Genomic DNA, 21,855 nt, shown 5'->3' on the forward strand with positions numbered 1-21,855 from the left:
GCGGCGAGGCGGGTACGTAGGTTTCCATGACACCTGAGCGACCCGACCCGGTGCTGTCCCCGACGTCCCAGGCCCCCACGGCCACCTACCGGCTGCAGTTGCAGCCCGCGTTCCCCTTCGCCGCCGCGGCGGCGGCCGTCCCGTACCTGGCCTCGCTCGGCGTGTCCCACCTGCACCTGTCCCCCGTCCTGGAGGCGGTCCCGGGCTCGCTGCACGGCTACGACGTCGTGGACCACGCGCGCGTGCGCGAGGAGCTGGGCGGCGAGGAGGGACTGCGGGCGCTGGCGCGCACCGCGCGGGAGCACGGTCTCGGCCTGGTGGTGGACATCGTGCCGAACCACATGGCGATGTCGCCCCGGCACAACCGCGCCCTGTGGGAGGTGCTGCGGGAGGGCCCGAAGTCGCCGTACGCGCGATGGTTCGACATCGACTGGGAGGCTCAGGGCGGCCAGGTGCTGATGCCGGTGCTCGGCGCCCCGGTCGGCGAGGTGCTGGACGAGCTCCGGGTCGACGGCGACGTACTGCGCTACCACGACCACGCGTTCCCCCTGCGGGACGGCACCGGTGACCTGCCGCTGCCGCGGCTGCTGGACGCGCAGTGGTACCGCCCCGTGTGGTGGCGGCTGGCCCGCACCGACCTGAACTACCGGCGCTTCTTCAGCATCTCCGAGCTCATCGGCGTACGCGTGGAGGACCCGGAGGTGTTCGAGGCGACGCACGCCACGGTTCTGCGGCTGCTGCACGAGGGCGTGGTCGACGGCCTGCGCGTCGACCACCCCGACGGCCTCGCCGACCCCGACACCTACCTCGGGCGGCTGCACGAGGCGAGCGGCGGCCGGTGGACGGTCGTGGAGAAGATCCTCGCGGACGGCGAACGGCTGCCCGCCGCCTGGCCCGTCGCGGGCACGACCGGCTACGACGCGCTGCGGCACATCGACGGGCTCTTCACCGACCCGGCCGGGTACGGGGAACTCCTCGGCCAGTACCGCAGGTTCGCCGCCCCGCAGACGGACCGGGGCGGCGACTGGGCGGCGACGGTGCGGCGGGCGGCGTACAAGGTACTCACGCACGAGCTGGCCACCGAGATGGACCGGCTGACCCGGGTGGCCCACCGCCTGTGCGTCGCCTCCCCGGACGCCGCGCTGCGCGACCGGGCGCCGTGGGCGCTGCGCACGGCGCTGCGGGAGCTGCTGGTCCGGCTGGAGGTGTACCGGCCGTACGCGTCGGTGGACGCGGCGTCGGTCGTCACCGAGGAGGCGGCGGCCGAGGCGCGGCTCGCGTTCGCGGTGCCGGAAGAGGCCGGCGCGGTGGACGTCGTGCGGGGCCTGGTGCTGGGGCGGTTCGGGGACGGGCCGGAGCACGTGGAGTTCCGTACGCGGTTCGCGCAGACGGCGTCGGCGCTGCGCGCCAAGTCGGTGGAGGACACGGCGTTCTACCGCTACGTGCCGCTGCTTTCGGCGACCGAGGTGGGCGGGAACCCGGGGAGTCCGGCCCTGTCGCCGGAGGAGTTCCACGCGTACTGCGCGCGCGTGCAGCGCGACTGGCCCGCGACCGGCACGGTGGTCTCGACGCACGACACCAAGCGCAGCGCCGACGTGCGCGCCGCGCTGGCCGTGCTCACGGAGTGTCCCGAGCGGTGGGCGGACGTCCTCACGGAGGTCACCCGCACCGGCGAGGGCGTGCCGGACGCGCAGCTGGCGTGGGCGGCCTGGCAGACGGTGTTCGGGCTGGGGCCGGCGGAGGGCGAGCGCGTGCGGGAGGCGCTGCTGAAGCATGTGCGCGAGGCGGGGATGTACACCAGCTGGACGGAGCAGGAGCCGCCGTACGAGGAGGCGGTGGCCCGGTTCGTGGCGGCGGGGCCGTGCGGCGCGCCGGGCGAGCGGCTGGTCGCCTTCCGCGACGCCCTGGAACCGCACATCCGGGCCAACGTCCTCGGCACGGCCCTGACGCACCTGACGATGCCGGGGGTGCCGGACCTCTACCAGGGCACAGAGCACGAGTACCTCTCCCTGGTGGACCCGGACAACCGCCGTCCCGTGCGGTTCGGAGAGGGCGGCGAGGCCGGCGAGGGCGGTGAGAAGGAGGCGGTGACCCGGGCGGCGCTCGCGCTGCGCGCGCGGCGCCCCGACGCGTTCGGCGACGCGGCGACGTACGAGCCGCTGCCTGCCGAGGGTCACGCGGCGGCGCACTGCGTGGCGTTCGTCCGCTCCGGGGCCGTCGTCACGGCCGTGACCCGGCTGTCACTGCGGCTGGCCGAGGCGGGCGGCTGGCAGGACACGGCACTGCCCCTGCCGCCGGGCCGCTGGGCCGACGCGCTGACGCCCGGACGCGAGTTCACGGGGCACGCGCGCGTGGAGGACCTCTTCGCGGGGGTGCCGGTGGCGCTGCTGGAGCGGGTGGGGGCGGAGGAGGGGGGCGGGGGCTGAGTGTCGGGACGGGGCCGCCTTCGTCTCCGGGCCCCTGCCCGAGCGGGCGTTCGTGACACGCGCCGGGCCCCTTCAAGGGCCGACCCGCGGGGCGGAACGGCGCCGTGAGCGCCTTCGCCTCCGGGCACCTTCCCGCGCGGGCGTTCGAGACACGCGCCGGAACCCGGGCCGGCTCGCGGGCGCCTCGGCGCACTGCTGTGTCGCTCGCTCCGTGCGTCGCCCAGCCCCGGCCGCGTGGGAAGCGGCGCGTCAGCCCAGCGCCGAAGCCGGAGCCGGGGCGCCGCAGATGTCGGCCGGGCGGGCCGGTGAGGTGGGCGGGGCGGTGGGTGCCCGGCCCGGCCACGTCAGGCGCAGGAGGTCGACGAAGGCCTCGGCGGCGCCGGTCGGCGGTACCCGCGCGAAGACCGTCAGGGCGCGTCGCCAGGGCGGGTCGGGTGTCAGGACCACGCAGCCCTCGCCGACCGCGCCGCCCACGATGTGCGAGGGCGCCGTGCAGACGCCGACACCGGCGGCGGCCATCCGCACGGCCGTCGACGTGTGCTCGGTGAAGACGGCGGTGTACGGCCGGAAGCCGGCGCGTCCGCACGCCCAGTCGAGGAAGCGTTCGCCCTCGATGACGGGTTCCATGGCGCACCGGACCCAGGGCCGGTCCGCGAGTTCGGGCAGCGTCACCGTCGTACGGCCCGCGAACCGGTCGTCGAAGGGCACCACGAGGACGATCTCCTCCTCGCCGACCGTGACGACGGTGCCGGGCCAGTCGAGGGGCGCCGGGCCGACGGCGAGGTCCGCGGTGCCGCGCTCGACCTCCTCCTCCAGTGCCTCGGTCGTCGCGTACTCGTGGAGGTGCAGCAGGACACCGGGGTGCGCGGCGCGCCAGCGGGCGAAGACGTCGGGCAGGATGCCGACGGCGACCGAGTGCACGGCCGCGATGTGCAGTTCCCCGCCCTCGACCCCGGCGGCGGCGCGGGCCGCGCGGCGGGCCTGGGCGGCGCTGCGGACGGCGAGTTCGGCGTGCGGACGGAAGGCGCGGCCCATCGGGGTCAGGCGCACCCCGCGCGGCATGCGCTCCAGCAGGGCTCCGCCGACCGATCTCTCCAGGGCCTTGATCTGGTGGGAGAGCGCGGACTGCGTCACGTGGAGCGTCTCGGCCGCTCGGGTGAAGGACGCCTCCTCGACGACCGTCAGGAAGTACTCCATCTGCCGCAGGCTCATTCCCGCCCCCCAACCACCGCCGCGTCACCGGCTGCTGCCATGAACGTCCTGCATCGAACCCACAAGAACATTGCCTTGGACTCATGACAAGGGCCGGGCGGACGCTGAGGGCATGAACACACACGACGTGATCGTCATCGGCGGCGGCACCGGCGGTTACAGCACCGCTCTGCGTGCCGCGGCCCTGGGTCTCGACGTCGCCCTCGTCGAACGCGACAAGGTCGGCGGGACCTGTCTGCACCGCGGCTGCATCCCGAGCAAGGCGATGCTGCACGCCGCGGAACTGGTCGACGCGATAGCCGAGGCGCGCGAGCGCTGGGGCGTGAAGGCGAGCCTGGACGGCGTCGACTGGCCGGCCCTGGTCGCCACCCGCGACGACATCGTGAGCCGCAACCACAAGGGCGTGGAGGCGCACCTCGCCCACGCGGGCGTGCGGGTGGTGCGGGGCGACGCGCGGCTGACGAACGCCCGGGCCGTGCGGGTCGACGGCGCGCGCGACCTCACCGCACGCCGGGGCGTCGTCCTCGCCACCGGTTCACGCCCGCGCACGCTCCCCGGGCTCGCGTCGGACGGGCGGCGCGTGGTGACCAGCGACGACGCGCTGTTCGCGCCCGGTCTGCCGGCGTCCGTGCTGGTGCTGGGCGGCGGCGCGATCGGCGTCGAGTACGCCTCGTTCCACCGGTCGATGGGCGCGGAGGTGACCCTCGTGGAGGCCGCCGACCGGATCGTGCCGCTGGAGGACGCCGACGTGAGCCGCCATCTGACGCGCGGTCTGAAGAAGCGCGGCGTCGACGTGCGGGTGGGTGCCCGCCTGCTGGACGCCGAGGTGCTCGACGACGGCGTACGCGCGCGCGTGCGTACGTCCCGGGGCGAGACCCTCACCGTCGAGGCCGAGCGGCTCCTGGTGGCCGTGGGGCGGGCGCCGGTCACCGACGGCCTCGGCCTGGCCGCCGCGGGCCTGGAGACCGACCAGCGGGGTTTCGTCGTACCGGCCGACTGGGACCGGCTCGAGACGGCGGTCCCCGGCGTCCACGTCGTGGGCGACCTGCTGCCGCCCCCGTCGCTCGGGCTGGCCCACGCGTCGTTCGCGGAGGGCCTGCTGGTGGCGGAGACCCTGGCGGGCGTGCCGTCCGCGCCCGTCGACTACGCGGCCGTGCCCCGGGTGACGTACTCGGCGCCGCAGACCGCGGCCGTGGGCCTCAGCGAGGCGGAGGCACGCGCGCGTGGGTACGAGGTGTCCGTCAACGTCATGCCGTTGACGGCCGTCGCCAAGGGGATGGTGCACGGGCGGGGCGGGATGGTGAAGGTCGTCGCCGAGGAAGGGGGCGGCCGGGTGCTCGGCGTGCACCTGGTGGGACCGCACGTGTCGGAGATGATCGCCGAGAGCCAGCTGATCGTCGGCTGGGACGCCGAGCCCGCCGACGTGGCCCGCCACATCCACGCCCACCCCACCCTGTCGGAGGCGGTGGGCGAGGCGTTCCTGACCCTGTCGGACCGCGGACTGCACCAGCAGTGACGCGGCCGGAGGCCGGTGAGGCGTACCGACGCCTCACCCGCCCGCCGACCCGGCCCGCTCACCCCTGCGTGTCCCACGCGAACACCGACCCCGTCCGTGCCGCCATCACGCACGGGTTGGGGAAGCTCTGCGTGTACTCCACCGGCTGTCCCCGCCACTGCCCGCGCGCGTGGGCGGTCACCGGGGCGTAGATCATCGGGCAGTGGGTGTCCCGCAGCGGGATGTCGGCGATGCGGCCGTCCGTCGCGTCGAGTTCCGCGCAGGCGCGGGCCGCGCGGGCGTGCCCCCGGGGCGGGTCGCACAGCAGGAGGGCGCCGCGTGTGGCGCCGGACGGGACCCCTGACGGGGCGCCGGGCCGGACACCTGCCTGGGCATCGCCTTGGGTGACCGTGAGCAGGAGCCAGTCGTTGGCCGGTTCCCGCTCCGCGGTGGCCTGCGCCGGGGTCGCGCAGGCGAGGAGGAGGGCGGCCGCGGCCGCCAGGAGGCCGGCCCGGGCCGCTCGGGCCGTGATGGTGTGGGTCATTCCCGGTGCATCGGCACCGCGGGCTCGGAACCCCAGCCCGGCTCACCCGAACGGGAGCCCGCGGTGGGGCGCCGCCCGGCCAGTTCGAACGCGGCGAGTACGACCCGCGTCTGGTACTCGACCTGGCGTGCGACCGGGATCCAGCGGGCGGCGCAGCCCTCGCGGTAGTCGGCGCAGCCTTCGTCGACCAGCCGGTCCAACTCGGGCAGGACGCCCGCCGGATCGCCTCCGGTACGGGTCACCAGCTGGTGCAGCAGCCCCGCGGTCCGCAGGGCCAGGCGCCGTCCGGCGAGGCGCAGGGCGACCAGGTGGGCGGTGCTCATCGGCGGCAGGGAGCGCCCCGATCCGTCGTCGGTGTCGGGGTCCCACGCGTCGGCGAGCCTGGGGCAGACCAGCAGGTAGTCGTCGACCGGCGCGAGGAGGTGCGCCGCCTCCGGCACGGTGGCGAGGTGCGGCCGGACCCGGGCCAGGACGCGGTGCAGACGCCGGGTGTCGTGACGCAGGGTGCGGCTCACGGAGCGCAGCACCCCGTCGCGGTCCGCCGGGGACGAGCCGTCCGCCACGGCGGCGACGCCCCACATGGGCGCCTCGACGACCGCGGTGACGGTGCCGTACCGCTGCGGGTGACACCACGTCGACTCGACGGCGGCCTCGGTGATGGCCGCCGTGAGGTCGCCGCGCCGGGGCGGCGGGATGCGGTAGACGGCGGGGCCGAGGTCGGGCCAGTAGAGGGTGTCGTAGGCGCCGAGTTCGCGGGGGATGCCGAGCCGGGCCGCGGTGTGGGCGATGCGCTGGGCGATGCCCGGCAGGTCGTGGGTCAGCTCGACGAAGCCGCCGCCGACGTCGACGCCGTGCAGGGAGCACTGCAGGAAGGGGCGCAGTTCGTCCTGGAGCGCGAGCAGGGTACGGGTCTCCGGGAGCGTGGCGTGGTCCGGGCCGTGGGGCAGCCACTCGGGTTGCTCCAGGAAGCCGGGCCGGAAGAAGTTCCGGGCGTAGCGGCCGAGGGTGTACGGGCCGGACAGCCAGCCCTCGTTGCGGCGCAGGCCGTCGGGGTCGACGCACAGCAGCAGGTTCCAGGTGGCGTCGGCGCCCTCGGTGAGCCGGGGGTCGGCCAGGGCGCGCTCGGCCAGCCGCAGGACGGTGGCGCCGCCCACGGGTTCGTTGGCGTGCGGCCCGGCGACGACGAGGGCCTGGCGGCTGCCGTGGCCGACGGAGAGCAGCCACAGCGGGGTGCCCGCCCGGGACGTGCCGACGCGGCGCAGCCGGGCGTGTCCGGGATGACGGGCGACGAGAGCGGCGGCCCGGACGCCCAGCTCGTCCACGGTCGGATAGCGCAGGAGGGGCGGCAGGGCACACCTCCACGATGCGGACTGACGGTTCACCTGGCGTGCTCGGTGTACGCACAGTCAGTCACGACTTGACGGGTACGTCAACACCATGAAAAGCAAAGGGGTTTGCCTCACGGGAGCACCCCGAACACCGAACCGAACACCGCGCCGAATACCGCACGGAAACGCACAACCCCGAGTGAAGCCCAGGCCAGAGCTGTGCTCCGTCCCCCTCCTCCCCCTCCTCCGGCTCAGTTCACCGCGAGGCGGAAGGCCATCTGGCCGAAGCCGATCTGGTCACCCTCGCGCACGACGGCCGCGCCGATGACCCGCCGCCCGTTGACGGTGGTGCCGTTGGTGGAGCCCAGGTCGCGCAGCACCCACATGCCGCCCTGGCGGCTCAGTTCGGCGTGCACGCGGGAGACCGTCTCGTGGGTCAGGCGCAGCCCGCTCGCCGGGTCGCGCCCTATGCGCAGCGGATGTCCGGCACCGGGGTGCGGCAGCAGCAGCTTGGGCAGCCGCTCGGCCTGCCAGGCCCTGCGCAGCCGTACGCCGAACCCGGACACCGCCTCGACGGTGCCGAACACCAGCCGCGACACCCGGCCCTCGGTGGGCAGGTCGGCGGTGAGCAGGGCGAGATCCTCCAGGCGGCGGGCGGCGAGCGCCAGCTCCATCCTGCGGATGAACGTGTCGTGCGACAGCCGCCCCATGGCGACGCCGTCCCGAAGCACCTTCAGCGCCTTGTCGCGCTCCGCGTCGGACAACCGCGCGGGGTACGTGTTGAACTCGAAGGACGACGTCACGCTCGTGATTGTCGGTCAGCCGGGCCGGAGTGTCCAGAAGACGGGGAAACGGCCGCCACGCGCGCGACGTGCACGCCGTCGCACGCGGAGCGCGGCACGACATGCGCCGCAATCGGGGACTTTCAGCAGCGCGGAGATCACTTTTGCAGGACCATGGACGGGCTACATCACGGTGAGCAGACGAAGGGGAACCGTCCGTGCAGTTCGAGGTGTGGGCACCGCAGGCCGACCGAACGACGCTGACGTGCGACGGCGTCACGCGCGCGTTGGAGCGCGATCCGGAGCGGCCGGGATGGTGGTGCGGTCAGGCGGAGGCGCGCGACGGCTCACGGTACGGCTTCGCGGTGGACGACGGGCCGGTGCTGCCGGACCCGCGTTCGCGCAGGCAGCCGGACGGACCGGACGGGCTCAGCGCGGTCGTCGACCACGGACGGTACGCGTGGCGTGCCGAGTGGGGCGGGCGGCCGCTGCCCGGCGGTGTGCTGTACGAGCTGCACGTGGGCACCTACACGCCCGAGGGCACCCTCGACGCCGCCGCCGAGCGGCTCGACCACCTGGCCGGACTGGGCGTCACCCACGTCGAGTTGATGCCGTTGTGCCCGTTCCCGGGCCGGCACGGCTGGGGGTACGAGGGCGTCTCGTTGTGGGCGGTGCACGAGCCGTACGGCGGACCCGAGGCGCTGAAACGGTTCGTCGACCGGGCCCACGAACTGGGCCTGGGCGTGGTCCTCGACGTGGTGCACAACCACCTGGGTCCGTCCGGCAACTACCTGCCCGCCTTCGGCCCGTACTTCACCGACACCCACCACACGCCCTGGGGCGTCGCCGTCAACCTGGACGCCCCCGGCTCGGACGAGGTGCGGGCCTATCTGGTGGACAGCGCGCTGGCGTGGCTGCGGGACTACCGGGTCGACGGACTGCGCCTGGACGCGGTGCACGCCCTGGTGGACACGCGCGCGTGCCACTTCCTGGAGGAGCTGTCGACGGCGGTGGACGGCCTCGCCGCCGACCTGGAGCGCCCGCTGTTCCTGATCGCCGAGTCCGACCTCAACGACCCGCGGATCATCACCCCGCGCGCGGAGGGCGGCCTGGGCGTGCACGCGCAGTGGAACGACGACTTCCACCACGCCCTGCACGCCGCGCTCACCGGGGAGTCGCAGGGCTACTACGCCGACTTCGCGCGGGCTCCGCTGGCGGCGCTCGCCAAGACGCTGACGCGGGGCTACTTCCACGACGGCACCTACTCCAGCTTCCGGGGCCGCGGTCACGGCCGCGCGCTGGACCGCGGCCGGGTGGCCGCCCACCGGCTGACCGGCTACAGCCAGACCCACGACCAGGTCGGCAACCGCGCCCAGGGGGACCGCCTGGCCGCGCTGGTCTCCCCCGGCCTGGCGGCCTGCGCCGCGACGCTGACGCTGACCGCGCCGTTCACACCGATGCTGTTCATGGGCGAGGAGTGGGCGGCGGGCACCCCGTGGCAGTTCTTCACCGACCACACCGACCCGGAACTCGCCCAGGCGGTACGGAGCGGCAGGCGGCGTGAGTTCGCCGCGCACGGCTGGAAGGAGGAGGACGTGCCCGACCCGCAGGACCCGGCGACGCGCGAACGGTCCTGCCTCGACTGGTCCGAGCCGGAACGCGAGCCGCACGCGCGCGTACTGGACTGGTACCGCCGGCTGATCGCCCTGCGGAGCGGGCAACCGGACCTGACCGACCCGGACCTCGCCGACACCCGGGTGGCGTACGACGCCGAGGCGCGCTGGCTGGCGTTCCGGCGCGGCGACATCCGGGTGGCCGTCAACCTGGGCGCCGAACCGGCGGCGATCCCGCTGGGCACCCGCCCCGCGCGCGTGCTCGCCGCGTGGGAGCCGGTGCAGGCGCCGGGGGCGGACGGGGTGCTGCGGGTACCGGGCGAGTCGAGCGTCGTGCTCGTACAGGAGTGACGGGCGCTCAGGACGGCTCGTCGTCCGTGCCGTCCCCGCGCAGCTCCGTCACCCGTTCCAGCATGATCGGCTCCCAGGCGCGCCGCAGCCGGGTCCTGAGCAGGGGCAGCGACCCGGCCGCGGACGCCCGGCCGGAGAGGGCAGCGGCGAGGTGGACGAGGGTGTCGCAGCGGGCCAGCCACAGGCCGCGCAGGCACGGCCGGGCGCCGTAACCGGCGAGGGTGGCGGCGCGGACGGCGGCGGGCGAGCCCACCGAGAGCGCGAGCCCGGCGATGTCCTCGGCCGGGTCGCCGAGGACCGCGTCGGTCCAGCCGAGGACACCGCGCACCCGGCCGTCGGCGCCGACCACGAGGTGCTCGCCGGCCAGCCCGTGGTGGACCAGGACCGCCGCGCCGGGCTGGGCGCCCAGCTGGACCGTCGCCGACCGGGTGAGCCGCTCCGGCCGCGCGGGGTCGAACTCGTCGGCCTCGGCGAGGCGCCGGGCGGCGCGCTCGGCGGCCTCCCGCAGCGACTCCAGGGAACGCGGGGCGGCCCGGGGCACACCGAGGGTCTCGGCCTGGCGGACCGGCACCTCGCGCACTCCGGTGAGCAGCGCCGCGAGGTCCGCCTCGCCCAGGGCCGACACGTCGTGGTCCTCGCCCGACCCGCCGGGCACCTTGGCGTCCAGGGTGTAGGTCAGGCCCGGCGCCCACTCGCCGTGCGCGACACTCGTCGGCACCGCGACGGGGACGTACGGGCGGACCAGCTCGCGCAGGCGCAGTTCGCGCCGCTGCCGTACCGCGGTCTCGCGGTCCGGGGCCAGGCGCAGCACATGCCGGGCGCCGACCCACCAAGTGGCGGGCCCGGTGCCCTCGGCGACGGGCCGCACGTCGGGTTCCGCGTTCTCCCCCAGCAGGGAACGGACCAGTCGGCGGACGGTGTCCGCGGTGGGTGTCGGTACCTGGGTCATGGTCGCGCCGTCGTCTTCCGGGTCTGCCGGGGCGTGGGGTCCGTCTGTGCCGGTCACTCCACTACGACCATCTCCCGGGTGGTGTCGTTGAGGCGCCGGCCGCCGTCCTCGGTGACCGTCACGATGTCCTCGATGCGTACCCCGAAACGGCCGGGCAGATAGACGCCGGGCTCGACGGAGAAGCACATGCCGGGCACGAGGCGCCGCTCCTCGCCCTCGATCATGTACGGCGGCTCGTGCGTGGTGACGCCGATGCCGTGCCCGGTGCGGTGGATGAAGTACTCGCCGTACCCGGCGCCGTCGATGACCGCGCGGGCGGCCCGGTCGACCTCCTGGCAGGCGACGCCGGGCCGCACCGCCCGGAAGCCCGCCTCCTGCGCCTCGCGGACGAGGTCGTGCACCCTGCGCTCCTCGTCGGTGGGCGCGCCGACGTGGACGGTGCGCGAGGTGTCGGAGCCGTACCCGTCCTTCAGGCCGCCGAAGTCGAGGACGATCATGTCGCCGTCCTCGATGACGCGGTCGCCGACCTCGTGGTGCGGATTGGCGCCGTTCGGGCCGGAGGCGACGATGGTGAAGTCGACCTGGGAGTGCCCGAACCGCCGCAGCAGATGGGCGAGGTCGGCGGCGACGTCGGACTCGCGGCGTCCGCCGAAGCGCACCTTCCGGATCTCCTCGAACGCGGCGTCCGCGGCCGCTCCCGCCGCCGCCAGCAGTTCCAGCTCCGCCGCGTCCTTGACGGCGCGCAGCATGGGCAGCGCGTCGGTGAGCGAGGTGTACGAGGTGCCGGGCAGCGCCCGCTGGAGGGCCAGCAGGTGCATCGCCCAGGCGTTGTCGCTGATGCCGAACCGTCCGGAGCCGTCGAGGAGGGCGGCGGTGGCGGCGTAGGGATCCTTGCCGTCGGTCCAGTCGCGCAGGCTCAGGGCGGGCGCGCCGGCGGCCTTCTCGGCGTCGGGGGCCTCCAGCGTCGGGACGACGAGGACGGGGTCGCGGTCGGCGGCGAGGACGAGCAGGGTGAGCCGTTCGGTGGCCGCGGTGGGCGCGTAGCCCGTGAGCCATACGAGGTCGGGCCCCGGCGCCACCAGCAGCCCGGCCAGTCCGGCGTCGGCGGCCGCCCGCGCGGCACGCTCCATCCGGGCCCGGTAGTCGTCGGCGGTGAAGGGAGCAGCGGGCGCGCTGCCGGTCATCCGGGCCTCCCAGGGCAACAAGAGTGAAGGGACTACGAGCAGCATCCTGCCCCCGGCGAGGGAGCGACGCGAGCCGATTGGCATTGATCGACCACCACACCTAATGGTTGGATGCAGTGCAAACGTTAGCCACGAAGCGTGCCCTTCGGCACCCGGAGGGGGACTGCACCGTGCTCGTACTCGCGCACATCAGCGATCTGCACCTGGACGGGAGCGCTCGGGCGACCGGACGCGCCGAACGGGTGCGCGACCGGCTCTGGGAACTGCCGGGGCGGGTGGACGCCCTGCTGGTGACCGGTGACATCGCGGACCACGGCACGGAGGCGGAGTACGAGGAGGCCGCCCGCGTCCTGGGGCTGCGCGACGGCACCGCGCCGTTTCCCGTGCTCACCTGTCCCGGCAACCACGACAGCCGCGCGCCCTACCGCAAGGCCCTGCTGGGGCGGCCCGCCGCGGACGGGCCGGTCAACGAGGTGCGGGTCTTCGACGGCGGAGCGGTGCTGATGTGCGACTCCAGCATCCCGGGGAGCGACGAAGGGGAGCTGGACGAGGAGACGTACGACTGGATCGAGGCGACCCTCGACGAACTCGGCGGCGACCGTCCGGCCCTGCTCGCCTTCCACCACCCGCCGACGCCCCTGCACCACCCGCTGCCCGACTCCTACCGGTTGGGCCGCCCCGAGCGCCTCGCCGCGCTGCTGGACCGCCGGCCCGAGATCGCCGGGCTGATCACGGGACACGCGCACACGCCCGCCTCCACGGTGTTCGCCGGACGGCCCCTGGTGACCGGCCCCGGGGTGACGTGGACCCTGCGGCTCCCCTGGGAGGGAGAGCAGGTCGCGGACCGGGACGCCCCGGTCGGGCTGGCCTACCACGTGCTGGACGACGCCGGACGGCTCACGAGCCACTTCCGTACGGTCGCCTGACGGCGGGGCCGGGCGGGGCAGCGGCGGGGCGGGCGACACGGGTCAGGTGAGCCGGGTCAGGTGACCACGCCCGGTACGGCCGTCAGCTGCTGGTAGCCGCCGCTCTCGTGGCGCACGGTCACCTTGACCTCCTTGCCCGGCCGGGCGCGGGACACGGCGGCTGCGAGGTCGGCGGCCGAGTCGACCCGGGTCGTGCCGAACGCCAGGAGCACGTCGCCCCGGACCAGGCCCGCCGCGTACCCGGGGCCGGGTACGTGGACGCCCACGACCAGGGCCCCCGGCTTCTCGTCGTCCACGGCCTCCACGCCGAGGGTCGCGGCGGCAGGCGCCGAGGGCGGGAGCGGACCGGCCGACGGTCGCGCCGAGGCGGCCCGGCCGTCCGTCGGCGTCCCCGCTCCCGTCCCCGGAGCGCCCGCCTGTCGTTGCAGTTCGGCGAGTTTGCTCATACCGATCACCGTGGCGCCCATCGTGCCGAGTCCCACGCCCGCCAGGAGCAGGACCGTCGCGGCGAACACCCCGAGCAGCAGGTTGGTGAGCCGCCGGCGGCGCCGGCGCCCGGCGTGCGGGCGCCGGACGCCGTCGGGCGCGGTGCCGGGCCCCGGTTCCCGACCGGGCATCGGCTTGGGTCGCAGCGCTGTCTGTTCCATGGATCGCCTCCGGCAGGTGCTCTACCCGGCGCACCGGCGCGTGACGAGCCACGAACGAGTGAGACTGACCGACGGTCAGCCGAGCACGGGCAACGCGGAGCACCTCGGGACGGGCACGGCCGGGATCCGGTCCGGGAGGAAGCCGTGAGTGCGCCCGGCCAGGTACTCGGCCTTGTACCGCGGCACCTCCCGGTGCCAGTTGAGGATGCCCGCCATCCAGTTCTGCAGGTCGGTCACATAGCCCTGCATGACGGCCCGCGCCTCGTCCGACAGCTGGAAGTCGTCGTAGACGATGGGCAGTTCGTGCGCGACGACGTGCTCGAACTGGCGCATGCGCTGGTTCATGAGGTCCTGGACGACGCCGAGGGCTGCCGGGTAGTCGACGCCGAAGAAGTTCTGCACGACGAGGATCGCGTTGTGGACCTCGCCCTCGTACTCGATCTCCTTCTGGTAGGAGAAGACGTCGTTGAGGAGGCACGCGTAGTCGATCGCCGCGTTCTCCAGGGAGCGGACCGGGCCGCTGCGGTAGACCTCGGGCGGTACGGCCGGGCCGTGTCCGGCGCGGCACAGGCCCAGGGTGAGGTCGGAGCCGAAGGTGGCGCGCCGCATCTCCAGGTAGTCCACCGGGTCGGGGACCCGGTTCTGGATCTGGTTGGCCAGCTCCCACACCCAGGCCTCGGTCATCTTGTCGACGGCCGACTTCAGCGGGCGCCGCTCCTCGGGTGTCATGCCGGCCGTCGTGCGTGCCCACAGGTCGATCAGGGAGCGCTCCATGGCGTTGGCGGGCGGCGGGACCGGCTCGGCGTCGAGCGGCATGCAGGCCGACAGCCGGGCCGTGGTCAGCCGGGCGGCGGCCAGGTCGCGCCGGTGACCGTAGACGAGCGGGTAGTAGTCGTCGCCGTAGGTCCCGAAGGCCAGCCAGTCTGAGGCGAGGTTCAGCTGCTCCTGGGTGGCGTCCGGGTCGAGGCCCGCGGCGCACAGGGGAAGGTCGCAGCTCTCGAGCTTGTCCTCGTCCCAGACGCCCTCACTGAGGAAACCGATCGCCTGCGACCACTCGGACAGGTGCCGTCGCGCCCCGTCGAGGGCGGGGCTCAGCTCCAGCGGGAACGGCATGTGGATGTCGGGGATGATCGAGGGCCCGACCTTCTGGAACGGCACGTACGTGTACGGGCGCGCCCGCTCGGCGCCGGCCGCGGCGAGCAGCGCGCCGACGTCCGCGGCGGAGGTGCCGGGGCCGGTCAGCGCCTGCCAGCCGGCGGTGGGGCGGGCGCCCTTGTTCATGTACCGGCTGGAGCGCATGTGCCATTCGTGGCCGCCGGACTGCCAGTCCTGGAGGCCCTTGGCGTACAGCCCGACGGCGGTGACCTCGGCCGGGGTCAGGCCGTTCTCCAGAGCCACCGCGGGCACCTCGGTGAACGCGGTGTGCTCGAACTGGTGCAGCCGGGAGGTGAGGACGTCGTTGACCAGTTCGGCGGCCTCCTGGGTGGTGCAGCCGAAGAAGGTCTCCAGGACCAGCACCCCGTTGCTCAGCTCGCCCTCGTCCTCGACCTCCCGCTGGTAGGAGAAGAGGTCGTTGCGCAGGTGCACGGCGTCGGAGAAGGTCTCCATCAGCACCCTGAGCGGCCGGGACCCGGCGACGGCGGCGGGCACCTCGGCGGTCGCGTACTCCACCAGCCCCGCCGACCAGGGGGCTCCGCCCACCTTGCGGCGCATCTCGATGTACTCGACGGGGTTGGCGATCCGCCCCTCGTTGATGTTGGACAGCTCCCAGAGGGACTCGTTGAGCAGGTGCTCGGTGGCGACGGCGAAGCGGTGGCGCCAGTCGGCCGACATCGCCGGCACCGTGCGCTTCCAGAGGTCGGCGAGGCCGGCCTCGACCGGGTTCTCCGGCTCGGGCATGTCGGTGGCGAGGTCGAGCGGCATGAACAGGGGGAGCCGGTCCAGGTGGGCCTTGCCGCCGACGCGGTCCTGGCTGCGTTTGAACTTCTCCAGGAAGTGGTCGTCGAAGAAGAAGACCCACACGTACCAGTCGGTGATGAGGGAGAGCGCCGGCCCGTCGCAGTCGGGGTGGGTGTAGGCGCAGAGCAGGCCGTAGTCGTGCGCGTCGAGGTCGGACTGCTCCCAGACCCCGGAGCCCTCCAGCATGCCCATCTCGCGCGCCCACGTCGTCGAGTGGGCGCGGGCCTCGTCGAGATGCGGATTCAGCCGCGCGGGATGCGGCATGTAGAAGTGTGGGAGTTCGAAGGGCTGTTGCGTCATGGCCGGGCACTACCCATGGCCCTCCGGGGGCATCCTCGGGTTGGGACATGATCACACCATCGCGTGAATCGGGGCGGGACGCGGGAACTTTCGCCGGTTCGTCCTCTCGGGGTCGCGGGCGGGGTTTCGCCGCCTCCTGACGCGGACGCTCAGCGCCGGACCTGGATCAGCGCGTGCGTCCCGCTGGTCCGCCAGCGCTGTTCCCCGCTCGCCACCAGTGCCGCCTCCGTGTCCGCGGACAGGCCGGTGACGACGTCGGACTTCAGGGTGCGCAGCGCGGCGACGGGGCCCGGGAAGTAGGCGGTGGCGTCCGCGAAGGGCGTGGTCGGGGGCCACCAACGGTCACCCACCAGGCGGCGGTAGTTCAGGTCGCCCTTGAGGACGGTGACCGTGGCCGCCGCGAACTCCCCACGCAGGTCGCCGGGCATGTCCGCGTACGACAGCGGGGCGCAGGAGAAGGGGTGGGCGCGGACGGTGACGCGGCCGTCGGTCAGCGCGGCCCACAGCCGCTCACCGTGGACGGCCGCCGCGCCACCCGCCCCGATGAGCCGCCGCAGCGCGTCGAGCAGGTCGGCGGGCGTGGCGTCGGAGACGTAGTACGGATACGGCTTGAGGTGCAGGACCGCCCGGTCGACGCGGTCCTCGTCGAGGAGGTGCGAGACGAGGAGCAGGTCGGGGACGAGTTCACGGCCTGCGTTGTCGGCGACCAGGCACAAGGTCCTCGGGCCGGGCGTGCCCCGTCCGGCGGGCGGGAGCAGCGACCAGAGCGTGTCGCTGTCGTCCGCGACCAGGGCCGGTACCCGGTCCTCGGTGCCGGTACCGCTGTCGGAGAGGCGGAAGCCGAGGTCCGCGCGGTTGCCCCAGAGCGAGCCGTGCAGCAGGGCCCGCGTGCGGTCGTCGGCGGGCAGGTCGGCGAGGCCGTCGAGCGCGGCGAGTTCCTCGTCCGTCTCCGGCGCGTCGAGTTCGGCGAGCTTGGCGGGCCGGAAGGGGTCGACGCCCTGCCAGGTGCCGGGGCCGAAGTAGCCGACGGCGTCGAGGAGCCGGCGGTAGAAGTGGCTCTCGGCCCACAGCCAGGGCACGTCGAACCAGGAGCGGCCGGCGTACGCGTCCATCCCCCAGTCCGCCCAGCGGTCCCGGTCGCGGGCGTCGGCACCGGCGGGCAGTGGCTCGATCACGCCGTCCAGGCAACTCGTGAGCAGCGCGTCGAGCGCCCGTTGCCGTTCGGGGCCGTAGGGGAACGCCTCCCGAACCTGCCGGATGATGGCGGGGTGCCGCTCGGCCAGCACGCCGTGGGGGAAGGCCCCGGGCTCGTCGCCGACGATGACGGGGGCGGGGGCGGGGGCGGGCTCGGACGGGGTGTCGGGCATGCGCCTCACCGTATCGCGCGGCCTGCGGCGCAAGGGCGGAGCCGGCCGTGTCCGGGCGGGGGCCGGCCACACATCCCGGCAGGAGCCGCGCCGTGCCCCGGCAGGGCCGGCCGCACATCCCGGCGGGAGCCAAGCCCATGCCGCAGCGAGGGCTGGCCCGCGTCCCGCCCGGCTCACTACCGCCGGGTCAGATCCCGCCCATCTCCCGCTCCAGGCGCGCCGCCAGCGTGAGGTAGCGGGCGCGTCGGGTCACCGGCACCATGCCTCGGATCAGGAGGTGCCACATCCCGGCGAGCCGGCGAGGCTGTCGCGCGGCCGGTTCGAGGGTGCCGCCCACGACGCGGGTGCCGACGATGGAGCAGACGAGGGTGTGGGCGACGGAGTCGACGTCGATGTCCGGATGCAGGTCGGACTGGCGGACGGCGTCCACGAGGCGGGAGGAGGCGATCTCCCGCCACTCGGTGAAGGGGTGCGGCAGCGGCGGCCGCACCGGCACGCCCCCGGTGGCGAGCCGCAGCCCGGCCCGCAGGACCGGCCCCTCCTCGCACAGCCTGGCCATGCCGAACGTGAGGCGCATCAGCGCCTCCAGGGAGGTGTAGCCCCGGCCGTCCAGCTCCTTCGCCAGTCGGCGCGAGGTTCTGGACTGGAGCTCCATGATGGCGTGGGCGAGGTCCTCCTTCGCCGCGAAGTGGAAGTACAGGGCGCCCTTGGTGACTCCGGCGTGGGCCACGATCTCACTCAGGCTGGTCGACTCGTAGCCGTGACGGTCGAACAGGTCGGCGGCCGCCCCGAGAATCGTCGCGCGGGTCTGTTCGGCGCGTAGCTGCCTCGCCATCGGCTGAACTCTCCTGGGCTGGAACTCAACAGGCCGTGCCGCCTGTATTAACCCCCTGTACACGATAACTCACCGTCAGATCCGCCTTCTTCGCGACCCCGCCGACGGCGGCCCGGCCGGCCCCTCGAGGCGCGGGCCGGGCCGCCGTACGGGTCAGTTGACGAACACCGTCGCGTTCCCGTCGGTCACGGGGGCGTAGGTGGCGGTGAAGTACCCGTTGGCGAAGCAGAGTCCCGAGCCGGAGACCTTGGTGAAGTGCTGGTCGGCGAAGGCGATCGAGTTGGTGTCGTTGCTCGCGGTGCCGGTGAGGCCGGGGGCCTCGTAGACGCAGTTGATGCTGCCGAGGAGGGTGCGCAGGGCGACCGTCGTCCGGACGGTGGAGCCGCTCGGCGGGGTGACGGCGACGGCGCCGTCGGAGGAGACGGTGGTGGTGTAGGGCAGATTGTGGACCGTGATGCCGTTGACGCCGAGGACGCCGGTGACGTTGCTGGTGCAGCTGCCGCTGTCGAAGGTGTGGGCGGTGAGCGACTCGGTGGCCGTACCGGGGGCCGTGGGGTTGTCGGTGACGTTCACGGTGAACTGCGAGGACGTGCACGAGACGCCGCTGGTGCCGGTCGCGCTGGAGTGGAACGTGGCGCTGGTGCCGCTCGCCAGGGAGGCGGTGAGGGTGTCCCCGACCGCGACGGGCGTGCCGCCGGCGGCACCGGTGGTGAGGACGGGGGTGTCGGCCGCGGTGCCCGCGACGGCGGGAACCGCCGCGGGGAGGGTCAGCGCGGCGACGGCTGCGGTGAGGGTGAGGAGAGTACGAGTACGCATGCGGCTACCTCTTCCGGAAGTGGGGTTCGGTGAAGCAGGGGTGGCCGGCCGCGGAGGTGCGACCGGGCGCGATGCGATGGGGTACGGGCCGTGCCCGGTCGGACGCCGGGCACGGGCCGGGCCCAGTGGATGCGGGCAGGCGGTGCCCGGTGAGTGCGGGCCCTGCCCAGGAGGTGCGGCGTGCCCCGTTGGGGGCGGGGCCGGGTCCAGTCCGGAGGACGGGTCCCGGGGCCGGGAACGCGGACGGTGCCGCGGGAACGGATCCGGCGCCACGGATCCGGGGAATCAGGGGAAGTTGTAGACCTGACGTTCAGCCAACGTCAAGCGACTGAACATGAGTTGGCGAATAATCGCGGGTCTCCGCAGGCGCCGGGCCGGAAAGGCGGCAGGTGGCACACAACCCCCACTCTTTACGCACAACTTGCTTGACCCCGAGGTGTAACCACCGGTAACTTCCCGATTGGCTACTGGTGCGTAACGTGAAAGCCCCTGCATCCGCCGGGAGTTGCCGGGAGGCGCGCGCACCAGCCGCTGTCCGCGCCAGGACAACGTGCCGCTCAAGAACGTGCCACTGAAACCCGTTCCGCATTCACTATGCCTCTGGGAGCAGACATGGCCTCGTCCTCGGACGTCACCCCGTCCGCCGGCAACACCCCCGAACCCGAGACCGGCCCCGAAGGCGCCCTCGCGCCGGAAGCCGCCGGGGCACCCGTGAGACGCGGCCGGGTCAGGCTGCGCCGGGCCGCGGTGCTGGCCGTACCGGCCGCCGCGGTCACCGCGGGCCTGGCGATACTCACCGCCCAGGGCGCCCTGGGCGTGCAGTTCGCGATCTCCGGCATGCCCTTCACCGTCACCGCCACGGAGCTCGACGGGAAGGGATTCGCCCAGTTCGGCGGCCTCGACAACATGGCCGAGGGCAGCCCGAACGCCGGGGACACGGGCGGGCAGGTGCTGGTCGTCACCTCCGTGATCAAGGAGGCGAAGCTCACCAAGCTGTGCCAGAGCGTCGATCTGGGCGGCACCAACCTGCTCATCACCGCGGGCGAGGGGGACACCCGGGTGTCCGCGAGCGACCTGACCACCGACTCGACCTTCCTGTCGGGTGACGCCGCCTTCAACAACATCGAGATCGGCAACGACGCCAGCACCCTGGACAAGGCCAGCCCGAAGGGCCGCGGACCGATCGGCGTCTTCAGCCAGCAGGCCGACACCGTGCAGATCAAGAACCTGCGGCAGACCAACTACGCGACGACGGCGGGGGTCTTCAAGCTTCCCGGCCTGAAGCTGCGCTTCAGCGGGTCGGGCTGCTGATGCCCGGCGCCCGCGCGGGATTCCGGGCCGGCTTCCGCCGCTGGCGCTCCGGACGGCCGTTCTGGGGCGGGTTGCTGCTCACGCTGGCCGGGGCCGAGGTCCTGTTCACCATGAAGGCGTCCTTCAAGGTGGTGCTGCACGTCGGCATGCAGGGCGTGGCCGGCTATCTCCTGCCCGTCGTGATGCTGCTGTGCGGACTGCTGGCCCTGGTGAACCCCTCCCAGCGGCTCTTCTACTCGCTCATCGGCGTCCTGGCCTCCCTGGGCACGTGGGTCACCTCCAACCTGGGCGGGTTCGTCGTCGGGCTGCTCCTCGGTTGTGTCGGCAGCTGCCTGGTCTTCGGCTGGCTGCCCGACCAGGAGTCGCGCCGCGACCGCCGACGCCGCAGGAAGGAGGCCCGGGACGCGCGTACGGCCCCGCGGCCTCTGGAGCAGCGGGCGGGCGAGCCCGCCTGACACCGGGCCACCGGCGTCCGCGCCCCGGCACGCACCCGGGGCCGGACGCCGGCCTTCCGTGCGCACTCGCGCTTACACCACACTTCACCGGTGCTTCACCCGTCCCGTTCATCACGATGCGGCACCGACAACTCGCACCTGATCGCTGGTCACTTGACTACCGGCCGTCACTCACGGTTTGCTCCGGCCAGGCGAGATTCACCCGGTTGGCGTACCGAAACACGGCTCCGGTCCACCTCGCCCCGTTCCTCCTGCTCGGCCGCACAGCGAGGTGCCCCAACCCCCATGAGTACATCTCCCCCGCCCACCCACTCCCCCGGACGCCTCCGCGCCACGGCCCTCGCCGCGGCCGTCTGCCTGCTGGCGGCCGGCTGCTCCGCCCTCGGCGGGGAGGAGGACGGCTCGGCCGCGGACGGCGCGGGCGGGTCCGGCGCCGACCGGATGAAGATCGTCATGGTCACCCACGGCGGTGAGGGCGACGCCTTCTGGGACCGGGTGCGCAAGGGCGCCCAGGCCGCGGCCGACAAGGACGGCGTCGACCTGACGTACGCCGGCGACGCCGACACCGCCGACCAGGCCGACCTGGTGCGGGACGCGATCCGCGACAAGGCCGACGGCATCGCCGTGACCCTGGCCAAACCGCAGGCGATGAAGGGACCGGTCGCCGAGGCCCGGGCGGCCGGCATCCCCGTGGTCGGCCTCAACTCCGGCATCGACGCCTGGCGGTCCACCGGGCTCTTGCAGTACTTCGGGCAGGACGAGAGCGTCGCCGGCCGGGCCGTCGGCGACAAACTGAACGACCTCAAGGCCCGGCACGCCCTGTGCGTCATCCACGAGCGGGGCAACGTCGCCCTGGAGGCCCGCTGCGCCGGCGTGAAGAAGACCTTCGAGGGCGAAGCCGAGATGCTCTACGTCGAGGGCACCGACATGAAGGCCGTCGGCGCGGCCGTCACCGCCCGGCTGCGGCAGGACTCCAGCATCGACGAGGTCGTCATGAACGGCGCGGCGTTCGCCCTCACCGCGGTCGAGTCGGTCGACGAGGCGGGCAGCAGCGCCCATGTCGCCACCTTCGACCTCGACGAGGACCTCGTCGCCGCGGTCAAGCGCGGGGACGTGCAGTTCGCGGTGGACCAGCAGCCGTACCTCCAGGGATATCTCGCGGTGGACGCGCTCTGGCTGTACCGCACCAACGGCAACGTCAGCGGTGGCGGAGTGGCACCCGTACTGACCGGCCCGGCGTTCGTGACCCGGACGAACGCCGACGCGGTCGCGAAGTTCGCCGCCGGGGGCACCCGGTGACCGGGCACCGCGGCCGCCGGCGCCCGCGCACAACCGCCACCCTCCCCCACTGATCG

Annotated in this window: 18 protein-coding genes; 7 read left to right on the forward strand and 11 right to left on the reverse strand. The window is 73.9% G+C overall.

Annotated elements, in window-relative coordinates:
• Window positions 1–26 precede the first annotated feature (26 nt).
• On the forward strand, window positions 27–2,426 hold the full coding sequence (gene treY / locus RI578_RS08290; protein ID WP_310870495.1) for a malto-oligosyltrehalose synthase: 2,400 nt from the start codon (window positions 27–29) through the stop codon (window positions 2,424–2,426).
• Window positions 2,427–2,675: 249 nt separating this feature from the next.
• Here the strand turns inward: treY and RI578_RS08295 are convergent, their stop codons facing one another.
• Entirely contained in the window at window positions 2,676–3,638 is a 963-nt protein-coding gene (locus RI578_RS08295; RefSeq protein ID WP_310870496.1) for a LysR family transcriptional regulator, read from the reverse strand.
• Window positions 3,639–3,750: 112 nt separating this feature from the next.
• Between RI578_RS08295 and lpdA the strand changes: the two genes are divergently transcribed.
• Window positions 3,751–5,154 (forward strand): dihydrolipoyl dehydrogenase, encoded by a 1,404-nt coding sequence (gene lpdA, locus RI578_RS08300; RefSeq protein ID WP_310870497.1) that lies wholly within the window; start codon window positions 3,751–3,753, stop codon window positions 5,152–5,154.
• 58 nt (window positions 5,155–5,212) lie between these two features.
• Here lpdA and RI578_RS08305 read toward each other — a convergent pair whose 3' ends face one another.
• The 3 genes from RI578_RS08305 to RI578_RS08315 all read right to left on the reverse strand — a co-directional run bounded on the left by RI578_RS08305 (window position 5,213) and on the right by RI578_RS08315 (window position 7,808).
• Complete coding sequence (locus RI578_RS08305) at window positions 5,213–5,677, reverse strand: SSI family serine proteinase inhibitor (protein WP_310870498.1); 465 nt, start codon at window positions 5,675–5,677, stop codon at window positions 5,213–5,215.
• Window positions 5,674–6,999 carry a M14 family zinc carboxypeptidase gene (locus tag RI578_RS08310; protein WP_310875705.1) on the reverse strand — a complete coding sequence of 442 codons (1,326 nt, stop codon included), beginning with the start codon at window positions 6,997–6,999 and terminating at the stop codon, window positions 5,674–5,676. The genes RI578_RS08305 and RI578_RS08310 overlap by 4 nt, the downstream gene beginning before the upstream one ends.
• Before the next feature lie 257 nt (window positions 7,000–7,256).
• Window positions 7,257–7,808: a DUF1707 and FHA domain-containing protein gene (locus RI578_RS08315; RefSeq protein WP_310870499.1), complete on the reverse strand. Its 552-nt coding sequence runs from the start codon at window positions 7,806–7,808 to the stop codon at window positions 7,257–7,259.
• A gap of 197 nt (window positions 7,809–8,005) precedes the next feature.
• Here RI578_RS08315 and treZ point away from each other — a divergent pair, with 197 nt between their 5' ends.
• A complete protein-coding gene (gene treZ / locus RI578_RS08320; RefSeq protein WP_310870500.1) occupies window positions 8,006–9,751 on the forward strand; it encodes a malto-oligosyltrehalose trehalohydrolase in 1,746 nt (581 codons plus the stop codon).
• A 7-nt stretch (window positions 9,752–9,758) separates the two neighbouring features.
• Here the strand turns inward: treZ and RI578_RS08325 are convergent, their stop codons facing one another.
• Window positions 9,759–10,700 (reverse strand): aminoglycoside phosphotransferase family protein, encoded by a 942-nt coding sequence (locus tag RI578_RS08325; protein WP_310870501.1) that lies wholly within the window; start codon window positions 10,698–10,700, stop codon window positions 9,759–9,761.
• A gap of 53 nt (window positions 10,701–10,753) precedes the next feature.
• Window positions 10,754–11,884 (reverse strand): aminopeptidase P family protein, encoded by a 1,131-nt coding sequence (locus RI578_RS08330; protein ID WP_310870502.1) that lies wholly within the window; start codon window positions 11,882–11,884, stop codon window positions 10,754–10,756.
• Between the two features lie 170 nt (window positions 11,885–12,054).
• On the opposite strand from RI578_RS08330, the gene RI578_RS08335 reads away from it, so the two are divergent.
• The gene (locus tag RI578_RS08335) at window positions 12,055–12,810 is read left to right on the forward strand and encodes a metallophosphoesterase (protein ID WP_310870503.1); all 756 of its coding nucleotides are present in this window, start codon (window positions 12,055–12,057) and stop codon (window positions 12,808–12,810) included.
• A 56-nt stretch (window positions 12,811–12,866) separates the two neighbouring features.
• Here the strand turns inward: RI578_RS08335 and RI578_RS08340 are convergent, their stop codons facing one another.
• From RI578_RS08340 to RI578_RS08360, 5 genes are all read right to left on the reverse strand, one after another.
• Window positions 12,867–13,457, reverse strand: coding sequence for a PDZ domain-containing protein (locus RI578_RS08340; RefSeq protein WP_310870504.1), 591 nt, complete (start codon window positions 13,455–13,457; stop codon window positions 12,867–12,869).
• A 75-nt stretch (window positions 13,458–13,532) separates the two neighbouring features.
• The gene (gene cyc2 / locus RI578_RS08345; RefSeq protein WP_310870505.1) at window positions 13,533–15,716 is read right to left on the reverse strand and encodes a germacradienol/geosmin synthase Cyc2; all 2,184 of its coding nucleotides are present in this window, start codon (window positions 15,714–15,716) and stop codon (window positions 13,533–13,535) included.
• Window positions 15,717–15,865: 149 nt separating this feature from the next.
• Window positions 15,866–17,083, reverse strand: a complete 1,218-nt coding sequence (locus RI578_RS08350) for a damage-control phosphatase ARMT1 family protein (protein ID WP_310870506.1) — start codon at window positions 17,081–17,083, stop codon at window positions 15,866–15,868.
• Window positions 17,084–17,270: 187 nt separating this feature from the next.
• The gene (locus RI578_RS08355) at window positions 17,271–17,918 is read right to left on the reverse strand and encodes a ScbR family autoregulator-binding transcription factor (RefSeq protein ID WP_310870507.1); all 648 of its coding nucleotides are present in this window, start codon (window positions 17,916–17,918) and stop codon (window positions 17,271–17,273) included.
• 153 nt (window positions 17,919–18,071) lie between these two features.
• Window positions 18,072–18,734 carry a Tat pathway signal sequence domain protein gene (locus RI578_RS08360; protein ID WP_310870508.1) on the reverse strand — a complete coding sequence of 221 codons (663 nt, stop codon included), beginning with the start codon at window positions 18,732–18,734 and terminating at the stop codon, window positions 18,072–18,074.
• Window positions 18,735–19,346: 612 nt separating this feature from the next.
• Between RI578_RS08360 and RI578_RS08365 the strand changes: the two genes are divergently transcribed.
• The 3 genes from RI578_RS08365 to RI578_RS08375 all read left to right on the forward strand — a co-directional run bounded on the left by RI578_RS08365 (window position 19,347) and on the right by RI578_RS08375 (window position 21,799).
• Complete coding sequence (locus tag RI578_RS08365; protein ID WP_310870509.1) at window positions 19,347–20,045, forward strand: DUF6230 family protein; 699 nt, start codon at window positions 19,347–19,349, stop codon at window positions 20,043–20,045.
• Window positions 20,045–20,500: a DUF6114 domain-containing protein gene (locus RI578_RS08370; protein WP_310870510.1), complete on the forward strand. Its 456-nt coding sequence runs from the start codon at window positions 20,045–20,047 to the stop codon at window positions 20,498–20,500. The genes RI578_RS08365 and RI578_RS08370 overlap by 1 nt, the downstream gene beginning before the upstream one ends.
• 285 nt (window positions 20,501–20,785) lie before the next feature.
• Window positions 20,786–21,799, forward strand: a complete 1,014-nt coding sequence (locus RI578_RS08375; protein ID WP_310870511.1) for a substrate-binding domain-containing protein — start codon at window positions 20,786–20,788, stop codon at window positions 21,797–21,799.
• Window positions 21,800–21,855: the final 56 nt, after the last annotated feature.

The sequence above is a fragment of the Streptomyces sp. BB1-1-1 genome (assembly GCF_031597775.1).
Taxonomy (GTDB): Bacteria; Actinomycetota; Actinomycetes; order Streptomycetales; family Streptomycetaceae; genus Streptomyces; species Streptomyces thinghirensis.

Excerpts from the sequence above, each read along its gene's own strand:
- RI578_RS08295 (WP_310870496.1), bottom strand. The coding sequence starts at position 3,638 with ATGAGCCTGCGGCAGATGGAGTACTTCCTGACGGTCGTCGAGGAGGCG.
- RI578_RS08360 (WP_310870508.1), bottom strand. The coding sequence starts at position 18,734 with ATGCGTACTCGTACTCTCCTCACCCTCACCGCAGCCGTCGCCGCGCTG.
- lpdA (WP_310870497.1), top strand. The coding sequence starts at position 3,751 with ATGAACACACACGACGTGATCGTCATCGGCGGCGGCACCGGCGGTTAC.
- RI578_RS08325 (WP_310870501.1), bottom strand. The coding sequence starts at position 10,700 with ATGACCCAGGTACCGACACCCACCGCGGACACCGTCCGCCGACTGGTC.
- RI578_RS08340 (WP_310870504.1), bottom strand. The coding sequence starts at position 13,457 with ATGGAACAGACAGCGCTGCGACCCAAGCCGATGCCCGGTCGGGAACCG.
- RI578_RS08330 (WP_310870502.1), bottom strand. The coding sequence starts at position 11,884 with ATGACCGGCAGCGCGCCCGCTGCTCCCTTCACCGCCGACGACTACCGG.
- treY (WP_310870495.1), top strand. The coding sequence starts at position 27 with ATGACACCTGAGCGACCCGACCCGGTGCTGTCCCCGACGTCCCAGGCC.
- RI578_RS08375 (WP_310870511.1), top strand. The coding sequence starts at position 20,786 with ATGAGTACATCTCCCCCGCCCACCCACTCCCCCGGACGCCTCCGCGCC.
- RI578_RS08365 (WP_310870509.1), top strand. The coding sequence starts at position 19,347 with ATGGCCTCGTCCTCGGACGTCACCCCGTCCGCCGGCAACACCCCCGAA.
- RI578_RS08370 (WP_310870510.1), top strand. The coding sequence starts at position 20,045 with ATGCCCGGCGCCCGCGCGGGATTCCGGGCCGGCTTCCGCCGCTGGCGC.
- RI578_RS08355 (WP_310870507.1), bottom strand. The coding sequence starts at position 17,918 with ATGGCGAGGCAGCTACGCGCCGAACAGACCCGCGCGACGATTCTCGGG.
- cyc2 (WP_310870505.1), bottom strand. The coding sequence starts at position 15,716 with ATGACGCAACAGCCCTTCGAACTCCCACACTTCTACATGCCGCATCCC.
- RI578_RS08305 (WP_310870498.1), bottom strand. The coding sequence starts at position 5,677 with ATGACCCACACCATCACGGCCCGAGCGGCCCGGGCCGGCCTCCTGGCG.
- RI578_RS08350 (WP_310870506.1), bottom strand. The coding sequence starts at position 17,083 with ATGCCCGACACCCCGTCCGAGCCCGCCCCCGCCCCCGCCCCCGTCATC.